The organism is Chitinophaga sp. CCNWYY40 (assembly GCF_037483205.1).
GTDB classification, from domain to species: domain Bacteria; phylum Bacteroidota; class Bacteroidia; order Chitinophagales; family Chitinophagaceae; genus Chitinophaga; species Chitinophaga ginsengisegetis.
This window is the reverse complement of record NZ_JBBHLF010000001.1, coordinates 15,234-30,383: the sequence shown is the minus strand read 5'-3', so window position 1 is coordinate 30,383 and position 15,150 is coordinate 15,234. Positions and strand designations below refer to the sequence as shown.

The window sequence follows — 15,150 nt, the reverse complement described above, 5'->3', positions numbered from 1 at the left end:
CTCCGTGTCATCGCCTTTTGCAGCATCCGGGTAAGCATTTATCACCGTTATTCAAAAAAATGAACAACGCATTGTCTATGCAAAAAAAGTCACTCGCGGCCGCCCTGCTGATTTCCTTTATCACCAATCCTGCATTCTCCAATCCTCTTAATTAAAGATCATGCTATACAAACTCACGGCCTGTTTACTCATTACCATTTTCGCAGCCACGGCTGCCTTTGCGCAAACTATTTCGGTAGAAGGCGAAGTAACCCACCCGTTAAAGCTGGGTGCTGCCGATATCAGCAAAATGCAAAGAACCGAAGTCACCGCGGCTGACCGCAATGGGAAACCGCATCGCTACTCCGGCGTACCGGTAACAACTATTCTACAGCAGGCAGGCGTAACGCTGGGCGCTCAACTGAAGGGGGAAAATATGTCGAAATACCTGCTCGTGAAATCGGGCGATGGATATGAGGTGTTGTTTTCCCTCGCAGAGCTGGATAGCGCTTTCACGGATCGTGTAATCATCCTGGCCGACCAGGTGGACGGGCAGCCGCTGCCCGATGGCAAAAGACCTTTCAGGATAGTGGTTCCGGGCGAAAAGAAACCGGCACGGTGGATCTGGGAGGTAACGACCATGACCGTACGATTTGCCAAAGACTAAACATCTTATTTGCGTTTCTGTAAACCGGCAGTTCTGGTAGCGAGGAATTGCCGGAAGGCGGTATTTAATTCATGAAATAACTTTATGGCTTGTTCTCCCTCCGGCGTAAGCAAGGCGCCACCGCCATTTTTCCCGCCTCTTTCAAATATCACCAGGGGCTTGCCGGTCCGCTTATTCATCTGGTCCACAAAATCCCATGCCTGCCGGTAGGAAATCTTCATTTCCGTAGCCGCCTTTCTCAAAGACCCAAGCTCACTGATCTTCTGCAACAGCTCAATTCTCCCGTAACCGAGAAAAGGGCCTTCCTCGGTTTCAATCCATATACGTCCGTTTGCCATCAGTTTCATGTGGTAAAGATATCCGGCCCGTTTTAATTTTTTACGTGGGGCCTGTAGTAAAATAATATTTTAATTTATATTATATTACACATACACGCAATAGAGATCTTTCAAATGACACAAAACAAGGGCTTAAAGAAAACACTGACTCCCTTTATGTTGTGGGGACTTGGAGTAGGGTACGTTATTTCAGGTATGTATTTTGGTTGGAATCTTGGCCTTGAAAAGGGCGGTACAGGAGGTATGGCTATTGCCACACTTGTGATCATGGTGATGTATGTAACGTTTACTTTCAGCTATGCTGAACTGGCCTGCGCCATCCCCAAAGCAGGAGGAGTTTTTGACTATGCAAACAGGGCAATGGGAAAGAACATCGGCTTTATTGCCGGGATAGCCCAGGTCATTGAATTTATTTTGGCGCCGCCTGCCATTGCATTCGCCATCGGCGCTTATTTCAACGCTTTTTTCCCGCAGGTACCCATCCTCACCAGCGCCATTGCCATTTATTTCGTCTTTACCGGGCTGAATGTATATGGCGTAAAAGCGGCTGCTTCCTTCGAGGTGATTGTTACCATTTTTGCCGTGGGAGAATTATTGCTTTTCGCCGGTTTGTCGTTTCCGAAATTCCAGGCGGTTCATCTTACCAACAACGCATTGCCCAACGGGTGGGGCGGCGCTTTTGCCGCGATCCCCTTTGCCATCTGGTTTTTCCTGGGTATTGAAGGCATTGCCAACGTAGCCGAAGAAACCAAAAATCCCCAGCGCGATATCAGCAAAGGTTTCGGATGGGCCATCCTTACACTGGCTATTCTCTGTATCCTGATATTTATTTCCGCCACCGGCATCGCCGGATGGGAAGCGATTGTATATAAAAACGGGATAAGCGGGGAAACCTCCGATTCGCCTCTTCCGCTGGCGCTGGCGAAAATCACCGGGAGCAATCACCCGATGTATCACCTGCTCATCACGGTAGGATTGTTCGGGCTGGTGGCTTCCTTTCATGGATTAATCCTCTCCGCCGGGCGCTCCACCTACGAGATGGGCAGGGTACACAATCTCCCCGCTGCTCTCGGCAAAATTTCACCCCGGTTTCATACGCCCGCCAACGCACTGCTTGGCAACATGGTGATCGGGATACTGGCGCTGCTTTCCGGGAAAACTTCCGAAATCATTATCGTATCCGTTTTTGGCGCGCTCACCTTGTATATCATTTCAATGGTGTCTATTATTATTTTGAGAAGACAGGAGCCTGATCTGCCGCGGCCTTTCCGGGTGGCCTTCTACCCTGCCTTCCCGGTGATTGCACTGGTGATTGCCACCATATCCATTGTTGCGATGTTTATCTTCAACCTCGCACTGGGACTGATCTATTTTTCCCTGCTGGCCGTTTCTTTCTTGTTGTACAAAATTTTCAAACCTGCACACACATGACAACTTCCGAAATATTAACGTACGTAAAAAACCATCCGTCGGGTAAGGTAAAAGTAGCGGTAGCGGATATCGACGGCGTATTGAGAGGGAAATATATTGCAGCAGAAAAATTCGCGTCTGTAACCGAAAGCAGGCTGGGCTTCTGCGATGTTACCTTTGGCTGGGACATGAGCGATGTTGTGTACGACAATGTAAAATATACCGGCTGGCATACCGGTTATCCCGATGCGCAGGTAAAAATTGACCTGGGTACCTTCCGCAAAATTCCCTGGGAAAACGACGTGCCTTTTTTCCTGGGAGATTTTGTACAGGCAGACAATGCACCGGTATACACCTGTCCGCGGCAACTCCTGAAGAAAGTACTCGCAGATGCGGAAAACAATGGCTTCCTGCCGTATTTCTCACAGGAATTTGAATGGTTTAATTTCACGGAAACACCCGATACGGTCCACCAGAAGCAGTTCCGCGACCTTACGCCTTTATCGCCCGGCATGTTTGGCTATTCCATCCTGCGCAGCGCGTTAAAGAATGAGTATATGAGCAGCCTGTTTGAGCAACTGGTAAAATTTGATATACCGGTAGAAGGATTACATACGGAAACCGGTCCCGGTGTGTACGAAGCAGCCATCAAGTATGGTACGGTTTTACAGGCGGCCGACCAGGCCATACTCTTTAAAACCGCGGTAAAAGAGATTGCATACAAACATGGCGTAATGGCCACCTTCATGGCTAAGATCCATGAAAGTTTGCCAGGCTGCAGCGGGCATGTACACCAGAGCCTCTGGGATGCCGGCAGCAAACAGAATTTATTTTACGACGAACACGACGAACATAAAATGAGTGCCGTCATGAAAAGTTACATTGCCGGTCAGCTGCATTGTTTACCTTTTATATTACCCATGATAGCGCCCACTATCAACAGCTACAAACGGCTGGTAGAAGGCGCCTGGGCCCCTACCACGCTCACCTGGGGCATAGATAACAGAACGGTGGCATTACGGGCTTTACCGGGCGATAAAAAGGCCACCCGCCTGGAAACAAGGGTGGTGGGTTCGGATACCAATCCCTACCTCGCACTGGCCGCCTGTTTGGCTGCCGGGTTGTACGGCGTGAAAAATAAAATGGTCCTGGAGAAAAAATTAACCACCGGTAATGGGTACAAAGACACCTCGAATGGTGTATTACCACAGAACCTTCATGTAGCCACCCAACAAATGAAGGAATCGGCCCTCGCAAAAGAACTCTTTGGCGAATCTTTTGTGGAACACTTTACGTTAACCAGGGAATGGGAGTGGCGGCAATATGCCAAAGCAGTGACCGATTGGGAACTTAAAAGATATTTTGAAATCATCTAAGCATCAGCATATGGCATTTCAGTATAATTTTCCTACCACCATCCGTTTTGGCGCAGGCGTAATCAGCGAACTGCCGGCCTATTTACAGAAAAACGGATTATCACGGCCTATGATCGTTACCGATCCAACGATAGCAGGATTACCATTTTTTAAATCGATCGTGAATGACCTGCAGGCGCATCATATTTCCGTGGAAGTATTCAGCGATATCCACAAGAACCCGGTGAAGAGCGATGTGTATAAAGGCACTGATCTCTGGGATCATACGCAACGCGACAGTATCATCGGTATTGGCGGGGGCGCCGCACTGGATGTGGCACGCGCCATTGTGTTGCGCGTAAATCACCGCGAAGATCTTTTTAAATACGACGACCTCATAGGCGGCGATATTTATGTGACCAATGATGTGCCTCATTTTATTACCGTACCTACTACTGCCGGCACCGGCAGCGAAGTAGGCAGAAGCGCCATCATTGCCGACGATGAAACCCATCAGAAGAAAATACTGTTCTCGCCCAAACTGATGGCGAAGATTGTATTTGCGGACCCGGCCCTCACAATGGACCTGCCTCCGTTTATCACCGCCGCCACCGGCATGGACGCTTTGACCCACAACATGGAAGCATTCCTGGCAAAGAATCCACATCCCTTATGTGATGGCATTGCCCTGGAAGGTATCTATCTCATTAAAAACTCACTGGAAAAAGCCACCAACAAACCGGACATTGAAAGCAGGAGCAATATGCTCATGGCTTCTATGATGGGCGCCATCGCTTTTCAGAAAGGACTGGGTGTGGTGCATTCCCTTGCGCATCCTCTCTCCTCCCTGCTGGATACGCATCACGGCCTCGCCAATGCAGTAAATATTCCTTACGGCATGCAATTCAATATTGCGGGCTTTGAAGAAAAGTTCCGCCGCATCGCCAGAACCCTGGAGTTAAAAGAAGAAACCGGCGAAGCAGTGGTACAATATCTTTTTGATCTTAATTCAAAAATAAACATCCCGCATCATCTCCGCGATATCGGCGTTACGGATGCACACGTGGAAACACTGGCTGACCTGGCACTCGCCGATTTTGCCCATCCCAACAACCCGAAACCAGTTACCCGGGAAGATTTCAAACAGTTGTACCTAAACGCGCTATAGATCATGAAGAAAAAGATAGGGATCAGCTATACGGAAGCCAGTTTTGCCAATTATGAAAACTGGTTTACACCCGAAGACCTCGGTGATGACCTCGAAGTGGTGATCCTTTCCTTTCTGCGTAATAACGTGGAAGATATTTATACCTGCGATGGCCTGGTGCTCACCGGTGGCGTAGATGTAATTCCTTCGCTGTATGGCGGCGCTGAAAACTATCCGCATCAGCCGCATGAATTTTTGCCCGAAAGGGATGCCTTTGAAAAACGCATCTATGAGTATTCCCAACAGCAACAGCTGCCTGTATTGGGCATCTGCCGCGGACTACAATACATCAATATCCTCGAAGGCGGAAAAGTATATGAAGACATCGGCGAAGCCGCCAACAAAATTCATAAAAAAGATACCAGCGATAAAATACATGGAGTAAACATCCGGAAAGATTCATTGCTGTACGCCGTTACCGGCCAGGAAAAAGGACAGGTGAACAGTGCGCATCACCAGGGCATCCATCCGGCTAAGCTGGGGAAAAATATTATGGTGAGCGCCACTTCCGATACCAGCGATGAAATGATTGAGGGTATTGAATTCAAAGATAAAACCGGTAAAGGATTTATGCTTTGCGTGCAATGGCATCCGGAAAGAATGCCGGAGAAGGAAAGCAACCCGCTCTCCCAACAAATCAAAACACAATTTCTTCAAGCAGTTAGAAACCATACGAAATGAGAATCTTTAATCCTGCCACCGCACAAACCCTCGCCGTTCTCAGAGAAGATTCACTGGCAAGAGTAGTTGAGAAAACCGCATTACTCCGGCTGGCATTCGCCCACTGGTCGGCCAAACCACTGGCAGAGCGTATCAAAGTGATTGCCCGGTTCAACCAGCAGCTGGAAAAGAGAGTAGAGAAACTGGCGGGCATACTTACTTCCGAATCAGGAAAACCATTGCAGCAATCGCGCAATGAAATCAACGGCGCTGTAGCCCGGATCAACTGGATGCTGGACAATGCAGAGAAGTACCTGTCGGACGAATGGGTAACCAATACGGATACACTAAAGGAAAAAATCTCTTACGAACCACTGGGGGTTATCTGCAATATCTCTGCCTGGAACTATCCCTACCTGGTAGGCGTAAATGTTTTTATTCCCGCGCTGCTGGCCGGTAACACCGTATTGTACAAACCCTCGGAATACGCTACCCTCACGGGTATGGAAATAGAGAAACTTTTCTATTACGCCGGCCTTGAACAAAATGCTTTCAAAATAGCCATTGGTGGAAAAGCCACCGGCGAAAACCTGATGGACCTGCGCGTGGATGGTTACTTCTTTACCGGCTCCTATAAAACCGGTAAATACATCTATGAAAAAGTAGCGTCCAGGATGTTGCCCTGTCAACTTGAACTTGGCGGCAAAGATCCGCTTTATGTAACAGACGATATCGAAGATATTGCAGCAGTGGCCGCAGCTACCGCCGATGGCGCCTTTTATAACAACGGCCAGAGCTGCTGCGCTGTAGAACGCATCTACGTACACGAAAAAGTATACGACGAATATGTAGCCGAATTTGTAAAGGCAGTTAAATCCTGGAAACTGGGATTGCCCACAGATGACGGCGTATACTTTGGCGCCATCACCAGGAAAGAACAACTAAAAGTACTCGAAAACCAGGTGCTGGAAGCGCGTGCAAAAGGCGCCACCCTGAAACTTGGCGGCCATATCATTGTGCATGAAGGCAACTTCTTTGAGCCCACCATCCTCACAGATGTGGATCACAACATGAAAATTATGCAGGAAGAAAGCTTTGGTCCGGTGATAGGCATCATGAAAGTAAGCAGTGACAAAGAAGCCATCGAACTGATGAACGATACGGAGTACGGGCTCACTGCTTCGGTATACTCTTCCAACGGGGAACGTGCGCAGGAAATTCTTTCACAGGTAAATGCAGGCACCGGCTACTGGAATTGCTGCGACCGGGTTACAGCAGGACTACCGTGGGCAGGCAGAAAGCATTCAGGTTTTGGCGCAACGTTATCGCACCAGGGATTGAGGGCGTTTACGAAAACAAAGGCGTGGCAGATGAAAGGATAAGTTTTATATACGTGCTTTTTACGAAAGCGTGATGCAATGTTGAATTGTATCACGCTTTTTTTATTGGGGCCACAAAGGGGCCAACATACGGGCCATAAAGGAGCCATCCATCCATTGCCCACACCCTCCTCCACTTCATTTTGGCATTTATACCTAATTACCGTAGGTTTGCCTCCGCATTTGGTTCCGCCCCGCGGCGGATTAAAAGGGAATCCGGTGTAAAACCGGAGCTATCCCCGTAGCTGTAATCCTGCATTTATCGTCAGATAAATTGTTTTTCCGGATGAACTCCATACCACTGTCTGCCTGTCCGGCAGATGGGAAGGTCCCGGAAAAGCAGGTAAGCCAGAAGACCTGCCTTTTGTAATTGATCATTCAACGCTTTCGGGTGAAATGCCATGAATGTAGGCCTGCCAGCCATTTATGCGCTGTTATTCTTTTTCGTTTAGCCTTAGGCGTGATGCCGGGAGGATAACCGGTATTATGATCATTTTTCCAGGGTTCTTACCCCGGAGAAAAGTGCGTCGTATTTTCTTAACAAAACAATAAATATGAAAAAACAGTTATTATCCTTTCTGTCTGCAGCATTAATGCTGTTTGTTGCTTCCTGTCAAAAAGATGATGCCTTACAACCCCTCGAACGCCAACGTACCAACGAAGCGGGTACCGGCGGCGTTACGGCATCATTAATCGCCGGTAAATACGGCAATGGATTCTTTATCGCTAACGAAGGATGGTTTGGTCATGGTACCGGCGATCTGCATTTCTATTCCTACAGCGGCGATAGTCTTGTTTCCAATATTTACCATGCAGAAAACCCCACAGGCGCATTGGGTGGCCCTTCCAATACCCTGCAGTATGCCACTGTATTCAACGGCAAAATGTATATCGTTGTAAAAGCCGGCGGCCCACTGGTAGTAACAGATGCAGGCAGCCTGGTTGAAACCGGCCGTATCACTACCCTGCCAGGTAATGATGGTCATGCCTTTATTGGTGTGGATGCCACCCGCGGACTGCTGAGTGCAAGCGATGGCGTATATCCCATTACGTTACCTTCCCTTGCAGTAGGCGCTAAAGTAACTGGTGTAGCCGGTTACACCGGTGATATGTTAAAAGCCGGCAGCTATATTTTCGTGTTGTCCCAAACAGATGGTATCGTTGCTTTAAACAGCACCACGTACGCTGTAGTAAAAAAATTCGGCGCGGCTAACCTGGCCTTCGCTGCCGGTAAAGATGGCGGCGTATATGCTACCAACTCCGATTCCCTGATCCGCATAGACCCCGCTACACTGGTGCGCACTGCCGTGAAACTGCCTTTCACTGTACCGTCTCCGTGGGGAGCGTGGCGCCACGCGGCTATCACTGCCTCTACGACGGAGAATGCTGTTTACATTGTGCGTAACAACGGTTTTGCCGGTGGTACCCAATTGTACCGCTATATCATTGGCAACACCGCATCGCTTGCATCTCCTTTTATCACACTGCCTTCCGGCCAATATTTCTATGGCGCCGGTGCTGCGTATAACAAGGATAAAAATGAACTGGTAATGACTACATTGAATGGCTCTTTCACCGGAGATGTGAACAGGGTACTGATGTATGACGCTACTACCGCTACACTGAAAAAAACACTCACTTACAACGGATGGTATTTCCCGGCCATGCCTGTGTTTCATGAGTAGAGGATGAAATAAAGAGAGGGTGCCTCAAAATTTTTACGGGACAGAACATCTATGTGGGGCTTAGATGTCCACTTTAAAAGCAGGATGGTGAGACACCTTCTCTTTTTCGCTTCCCAATTATTCATCCATTAATTCCCTTTCTATCTAGAAGTCTAATTTACCGCCATACTCAAATCGAAATCTTCCTGCCTTAACCCTTCCGATGTAATTTTAGACTTGAACCTGGCAGCCCTGCTATTACATACATTTTAAATTCCGAATTGTGTTTTTATATTGTTCATAAAAGTTTCATCCTTTTTGTCTTTTCGACAAAAGCATTCTAGCGTCTTGTCCAATAACGTACCTCAGTTGATTTTTGCCGTCAGTTGAGGTTTCAAAAATAAACTGTGCAACTGCATCAGCAGATAGGGCGCTTTGGGTGATAAAGCGTTCCTAAAGGAAATGCCATTCTACCCTCGCCGATTAAATATTGATGATAAGTCCTTCTTGTTTTTGCGGAATTCTCATGGTTGCAATTACATTCCAACCTTTGGAGCAAATAATATCGCTGTTGCTCCGCCAAGTCCTGTAGATGATCCTGTGATAAAATAGTTTCTTCATAAAATGATTTAATTAATAAAGGTAAGTGTAGGCTTTCCGAAACTCCTTCTGGTTATCTAACCAGAAGTTAATCTTTAAATCCAATGGCTGTAACGCTATGCGATTTAAGCTATTTGGCACTTAAATAAACCAATACAAAATGTGATACTCACATTCAGTTAAATGACTGACGGAATTCAAGCGGTGTAATGTTCGTTTGTTTCTTAAAAAGCTTACTAAAAGACTGCGGATATTCAAAACCCAATTCATAAGCAATTTCACTGACCGTCATATTGGTAGAGGTTAGGATATGTTTGGCTTTTTCAATTAGTTTATCATGGATATGCTGTTGTGTGCTTTGACCCGTAAGGCTTCTAAGCATATCACTTAGATAATTAGCAGACATATTCAGTTCGGTGGAAAAATACTGGACAGAAGGTATTCCTTTTAAGGAAAGATTATTTCCCTCAAAATAATCATTCATTAACTTTTCAAAGTTGATAAGCAATTCACTGTTTGCTGTTTTCCTTGTTATAAACTGCCGATTGTAGAACCGGTTACAATAATTCAGCAGCAACTCAATTTGTGAGATAAGTATATCTTGACTATAAACGTCTATCCTCGAACTATATTCTTTTCGGATAGTGTCCATTACTTCTTCAACAATTGTTGCTTCCTTGTCGGAGAGGTGAAGAGCTTCATGTACAGCATAAGAAAAAAAGCCAAACTGAGTAATCTTTGCGGCCAAAGAATAAGCCCTTATAAAATCCGGGTGTATCAGCATTGTCCAACCTTGTAAGTTCACGTTGTCTGCGAGTTCAGAAACAATGACTTGATTGGGTCCGTGGAAAACCATTGCACCTTCCTGAAAATCATAGTAATGCTGTCCATACCTCATCGTACCAGTATAATTTATTTTCCTGCTGATGGTATAGAAATCATAGGTTTTGCTTCTTAACTTCTCCTCAGAGTAATTCTTAATATTTTCATGGTTAATCAAACTAATTAAAGGGTGCTGTGGCTTTTCCACACCTAATAAGTCATGATATTCTGATATTGATTTGATATGGTAAGGCCTCTCTGTTTTCATATTGATTGGGTATTTGCAGAATACAATATTATTCCAGTTAATTTATTTCTAAATCTGTAGATAATGATATCTTTTTAAAGACCTCAAACTCTTTCAAATCTCGTGCTCTTTTATCCATGATCATTTTAAAGCTGTCAGGTCCCAGTATTAAATGAACCGGAGGATTTTCCATATTGACCAGATTTACCAGTTCTGCAACCAGTTTTTCTGGATCACCGGGCTGCTTTCCAGCTCTTTCTGCGTAACTTTGATATGTACTTGCACTTTCATAGTCAATAATAGGAGTCCTTGCATAATTCAAAGAACTTTCATCTAAAAAATTAGTCCTGAAAGACCCCGGTAATACCACTGTAGGCTTCACGTTAAGATGTTTCGCTTCTAAAGCCAATGCCTCTGTGAGGCCAACCATTGCAAATTTTGATGCTACGTAACTACCGATATTCGGCCCAGCGCAATACCCGGCAGCTGAGGCTACATTTATTATTCGCCCGGAACGCTGTTTTCTGAATTGTGCCATCGAAGCCCTAATCACATTTACCGTTCCGAACAAATTTACATCTAAAGCTTTTCTGAATTCTTCATCTGTTAATTCTTCCAAACTGCCAATAAATGAAAATCCCGCATTATTAACAGCAACATCCAGCCCTCCAAAATATTGGATTGTTTGATTAACTGCCTCTTTAACATCCTCGCTATTTGTGATATCCAATCCAAGTGGTAAAAAATGGTCACTTTCTATGCCAATATTTGACTTTAGTGAATTTGAATCTCTTGATGTTGCTGCAACCTTGTTACCTTTCTCCAATAATAATTTTGTGAGTAACAAGCCCATCCCTTTTGAAGCACCCGTCACAAACCAGATTTTTCGATTGTCCATATTTACCTATTAATTTCATTAAATGAATTCTATCAGATTAAGATTTAATACTATACAGCAGGATTGCATTATTTTAGCAATCCTACTGTACGCACTCAATGCTTCTTGAAAAACTCATCAACCTTATCCATTGCAGGGTCAAGAAATTTGTCAATATCATACAAATCCATGTGTGATGCCCCTTCTATGACCACCCATTCCTTTTCTCCCGCCGCCATTTCATATACCTCTCTGTCCATGTCATGTGTAAATGCTTCGCTTCCCGCAATAACCAAAAATGGCGTAGTAAAATACTTTGCCTGGTTCATAAATACCCTTGCCGGATCAACAGGCAAACCTACAGTGGGATAATTAGGAGAATAGTTAGGGCACTTATCTTGCCCGGCTCTAAGGAAATAATACCCATATGCGTCTTTCATCGCTTTTGACGCACTATCAGGTGGGGGCAAAGGCATTCCACCAAAAATAGGTGCGGTTTCATATTCTCCGGTTTCATAATATTTCTGCTTAGCTTCTGCCGCTGTCTGCAGCATTTTGTCAAGAAGATCTTTCTGATAAGCCCCAAATAAACTGGCAGCTGCATCAAAATTACCAACCAATGTTGCTACTGCTTTTATCCGGGCATCTCCAATAGCTACATTACAGATATAAGGAGCACCAGCGCAAGCCCCAAGACCATAAAATCTGCCTCTGTCAACAAATTTCAGTGTTCTTAAAAAGCTTATTGCATCAGTGGTATTGGGAATCATATTATGCATGGATTCATAGTTTCTGATTTCTCCCTCACTATCGCCAAAGTTTTTCGGATCGAACACTAAGAAAGCATAACCTTTTGCTGAAAGCTTATTGCCATATGTTGCTCCGGTTTGTTCCTTCACTTGTGTACCCACACGGGTATAAATAACTGTAGGGTACTTTTTTTGGCTGTCAAATCCTGCTGGTAAGTATAAATCTCCAGCTAATTTATAACTCTGGCTCATAAAATAAACCCTGTTCTTTCCTTCCTTTAACTGCTGATAATCTACAGTTATTACTTCTTGATTTTTCATTTTATTATTTTTTTAATTATTATTTAGGTTGCTTTGAGAAAATCCAATTGTGTAAATGCACATCATAATGCTTACTGTAAAAAAACATTATGTTTTATCTTCATTGACAGGAAGAAATTCCCGTCTTTTCTTACATTCATTCATATAAATAATCTCCTTCATTTAAGCACCCAATTATCATACATGTTCCCCTCATAAGATTTAATAATTTCGCTTTTAAATTATAAACCAAAGTTGAGGAATATCAAGAAGCTGACTGTATCCAAATCTCTTAGGGTTGTGTTCAAATACAGGGTTTTATTCAAATCCGGTTGAGAGGCTCAACTCTTTCAATTGTTCCAGTTTTTCAAGTTGAGATTTGTAATAATTTACAGCTCTTTCGTAGGCATCTCCTCCCATCAACAAATGTAAAGGGGCATTCTCCTTTCCCGCGGAATTAATTAAAATCTTTACCAATTTATCGGGATCGCCTGGCTGCTGTCCGTTATATTGGTTCATTGCATCAACCAGATGTTGTGTGCCGTATGCTTCAATTTTATTTTGAGCTACCGGAAATGCTCCTAAAAAGTTTGTCCTGAAAAGTCCCGGTGAAACAATGGTTACTTTTACATTAAAAGGTTTTGCTTCCAATGCCAATGCTTCGGAGAATCCTATAACAGCTGATTTTACAGCATTATAACTACCTGCACACGCATCAGCAGAATATCCGGCAGATGAAGCAAAATTGAAAAAATGTCCACTTTCCTGCTTGCGGAAATAAGGCATTACATTCCTGATTACATTTTGAAATGCAAATACATTTACATTTACAGATTGACGAAATTCTTTATCGGATACTTCTTCCAAAGCCCCCAAAAGCATATAGCCTGCGTTGTTTACCGCAACATCGATTTTACCGAATTTGGCAACCGTTTGTTCAATCGCTCTTTTGACATCATCATCGCTGGTAATATCAACTGTAAGTGCTAGTAAACCAGGACTTTGTCCTAGTTTTTCCTCGATTTGTGTCTTATCTCTCGAAGTTGCAGCAACTTTATACCCTGCATCTAATAATTGCTTTACTAGTGCTAAGCCAAAACCATTTGAAGCTCCGGTTATAAACCAAACCTGTTCTTTTTGATTATTCATTTTAATATAATTTTTATTGCTACTTATGTTATTTGAAAATTGCCACCACGTTATCTCCTTTTTTCAGAACAGTTTCTGTTATGCTTCTGCCCAACCCTCGTGAACTTCCTGTAATAAACCAGGTCTTTCTCATCTCTGATTAGTTTTTAATTGTGCGTGTCAAAATTATCGACAAAAAGATATACTTTTGATACCTGTATACAAAAGGATACTTAAATGAGTAAAAAAGAAGAATTGAATTTTGAGGATAAAATCAAATTCGTACAAGACACACAATATGTAATCGGTGGTAAATGGAAACTGCCTATTATTATTTCTGTTTATCACGGAAATAAAAGATTTAATGAAATCCTTTCATCGATTCCCAGAATAACAAATCGTGTGCTATCGAAAGAATTGAGACACCTAGAAGAAAATGAACTGATTTCAAGAAAAGTTTACGACGATTATCCGACAAGAATAGAATATACGCTTACTGATTATTGTCACAGCGTCGCTGAAGTGTTAACATCTATGGAGAAATGGGGCAAGCAGCATAGAGAGAGGATTAAAAAGAATATGCCTGCTTCAATGCATAGGACTGGGATTTAATACAATAGCCCATTAATCCAGGTATTACCCTCTTTCTAAAAATCAAGCGGCAATACCATATTCATTACAACAGGTTCCAGCTTCTCGAGCGATTTCCGCAAATCTGCTTCCATCTTTTCTTTCTCCGTGAGCCGGAACAAAGATTGCCGTATAAAATTTTTAGGAAGATAATAATCTATCGTCAACCGGCTTCTCTGGTCTGTTATCTTTTCAACCGTATAGTAGAAAGCACTATGCCGCTTCTCATCTGTTTCACTGAACAACGCCTTTTGTTCGGGATCGTACGAGAAGCTGCTGGTGTACATGATCACCTCTTTACCGTTATCCATCACATGGCGGTGACGACTACCTATACCAGGCAGAAAATGTTCTACCTCATCTATTGCGCTCACACCTGTTTGCCACAGGTGCCTGAACTCAAAATGCACCACAGTATAAATAAGCGTTTTGATATCCGTGTCAAACTCCTTCGACACAGAAATCATTTTCGTTTTGTTATTAAGCTCTATCTGTGGATCAGGATCAGGCGGCAACCCATTGCGCAGTTCACTTAAATGAGTGTAATGGAAAGGAATAGCGCCTGTTTCTGTTTGTTTGGTGCTGGCATCCCATGTCATCCATTGCGCCAGTCCTTCCGGTGGTTCATCCTGCAGCAGGTTGTCTGTTACCAGCCAGTATTCATGTTGTTCAATATCATTTTTCAGCAGCTGGTGCGCTACAATCACATCTTTCCCTATCAGCTTACTGAAATTTTTCACCTGGTAGGTGGTGAACTCGCCATAGTGGGTAATTACCTTCAGGGTGAGGTCAATAGCGGATACACATGCTTTGCACTGGCAAATTTTACGGTGGTTGTAGTTGACCAGGTACCGGTGAAATTCGCAGAACATTTTTTCCACCTGCTTATACAGTACTTCCAGTTCCGGCGGGGATCCAAACTTATAGAACAGGATGGCGTCACCTTCAACTTCAGACACTTCCAGGCCCGACTGATTAGCGTTTATCAGCAGTTCCAATAATTGCTGGATAATATGGCGGCTGTGCTCAATCTCTATTTCATTCACAAAACGGGTAAAGCCACTTATATCCGGAATAAAAAGCAGCCCTTTATTTTCCATTTTTTTTATTAAAGTTAGAGATAAAATGGCACATGACC

Annotated in this window: 14 protein-coding genes and 1 riboswitch; of the genes, 8 read left to right on the top strand and 6 right to left on the bottom strand. The window is 44.0% G+C overall.

Annotated features, from left to right (window positions below; genetic code table 11):
* Nucleotides 1-160: 160 nt before the first annotated feature.
* The gene (locus V7S65_RS00115) at nt 161-646 is read left to right on the top strand and encodes a molybdopterin-dependent oxidoreductase (protein ID WP_336386608.1); all 486 of its coding nucleotides are present in this window, start codon (nt 161-163) and stop codon (nt 644-646) included.
* Nucleotides 647-651: 5 nt separating this feature from the next.
* Here V7S65_RS00115 and V7S65_RS00110 read toward each other — a convergent pair whose 3' ends face one another.
* On the bottom strand, nt 652-993 hold the full coding sequence (locus tag V7S65_RS00110) for a winged helix-turn-helix domain-containing protein (RefSeq protein WP_079468841.1): 342 nt from the start codon (nt 991-993) through the stop codon (nt 652-654).
* A 105-nt stretch (nt 994-1,098) separates the two neighbouring features.
* Here V7S65_RS00110 and eat point away from each other — a divergent pair, with 105 nt between their 5' ends.
* From eat to V7S65_RS00080, 6 genes are all read left to right on the top strand, one after another.
* Nucleotides 1,099-2,415 (top strand): ethanolamine permease, encoded by a 1,317-nt coding sequence (gene eat / locus V7S65_RS00105; protein WP_336386609.1) that lies wholly within the window; start codon nt 1,099-1,101, stop codon nt 2,413-2,415.
* Complete coding sequence (locus tag V7S65_RS00100) at nt 2,412-3,770, top strand: glutamine synthetase family protein (protein WP_111579540.1); 1,359 nt, start codon at nt 2,412-2,414, stop codon at nt 3,768-3,770. Before eat ends, V7S65_RS00100 begins: the two co-directional genes overlap by 4 nt.
* Before the next feature lie 10 nt (nt 3,771-3,780).
* On the top strand, nt 3,781-4,917 hold the full coding sequence (locus tag V7S65_RS00095) for an iron-containing alcohol dehydrogenase (RefSeq protein WP_336386610.1): 1,137 nt from the start codon (nt 3,781-3,783) through the stop codon (nt 4,915-4,917).
* Nucleotides 4,918-4,920: 3 nt separating this feature from the next.
* Nucleotides 4,921-5,637, top strand: coding sequence for a gamma-glutamyl-gamma-aminobutyrate hydrolase family protein (locus tag V7S65_RS00090; RefSeq protein WP_336386611.1), 717 nt, complete (start codon nt 4,921-4,923; stop codon nt 5,635-5,637).
* Nucleotides 5,634-6,998 (top strand): aldehyde dehydrogenase family protein, encoded by a 1,365-nt coding sequence (locus V7S65_RS00085; protein ID WP_336386612.1) that lies wholly within the window; start codon nt 5,634-5,636, stop codon nt 6,996-6,998. Before V7S65_RS00090 ends, V7S65_RS00085 begins: the two co-directional genes overlap by 4 nt.
* A 164-nt stretch (nt 6,999-7,162) precedes the next feature.
* Nucleotides 7,163-7,374, top strand: a riboswitch (cobalamin riboswitch).
* 175 nt (nt 7,375-7,549) lie between these two features.
* Nucleotides 7,550-8,680, top strand: a complete 1,131-nt coding sequence (locus V7S65_RS00080) for a DUF5074 domain-containing protein (protein ID WP_336386613.1) — start codon at nt 7,550-7,552, stop codon at nt 8,678-8,680.
* 754 nt (nt 8,681-9,434) lie between these two features.
* On the opposite strand, the gene V7S65_RS00075 is transcribed toward V7S65_RS00080, so the two are convergent.
* The 4 genes from V7S65_RS00075 to V7S65_RS00060 form a co-directional block, all read right to left on the bottom strand.
* On the bottom strand, nt 9,435-10,349 hold the full coding sequence (locus V7S65_RS00075; RefSeq protein WP_336386614.1) for a helix-turn-helix domain-containing protein: 915 nt from the start codon (nt 10,347-10,349) through the stop codon (nt 9,435-9,437).
* 37 nt (nt 10,350-10,386) lie between these two features.
* The gene (locus V7S65_RS00070; protein ID WP_336386615.1) at nt 10,387-11,226 is read right to left on the bottom strand and encodes an SDR family NAD(P)-dependent oxidoreductase; all 840 of its coding nucleotides are present in this window, start codon (nt 11,224-11,226) and stop codon (nt 10,387-10,389) included.
* 95 nt (nt 11,227-11,321) lie between these two features.
* On the bottom strand, nt 11,322-12,275 hold the full coding sequence (locus V7S65_RS00065) for an alpha/beta hydrolase (protein ID WP_336386616.1): 954 nt from the start codon (nt 12,273-12,275) through the stop codon (nt 11,322-11,324).
* Between the two features lie 297 nt (nt 12,276-12,572).
* Nucleotides 12,573-13,403: an SDR family oxidoreductase gene (locus V7S65_RS00060; RefSeq protein ID WP_336386617.1), complete on the bottom strand. Its 831-nt coding sequence runs from the start codon at nt 13,401-13,403 to the stop codon at nt 12,573-12,575.
* 216 nt (nt 13,404-13,619) lie between these two features.
* Between V7S65_RS00060 and V7S65_RS00055 the strand changes: the two genes are divergently transcribed.
* Nucleotides 13,620-13,994, top strand: coding sequence for a winged helix-turn-helix transcriptional regulator (locus V7S65_RS00055; RefSeq protein WP_079468852.1), 375 nt, complete (start codon nt 13,620-13,622; stop codon nt 13,992-13,994).
* 35 nt (nt 13,995-14,029) lie between these two features.
* On the opposite strand, the gene V7S65_RS00050 is transcribed toward V7S65_RS00055, so the two are convergent.
* On the bottom strand, nt 14,030-15,112 hold the full coding sequence (locus V7S65_RS00050) for a DUF2652 domain-containing protein (protein WP_336386618.1): 1,083 nt from the start codon (nt 15,110-15,112) through the stop codon (nt 14,030-14,032).
* Between the last annotated feature and the right edge of the window lie 38 nt (nt 15,113-15,150).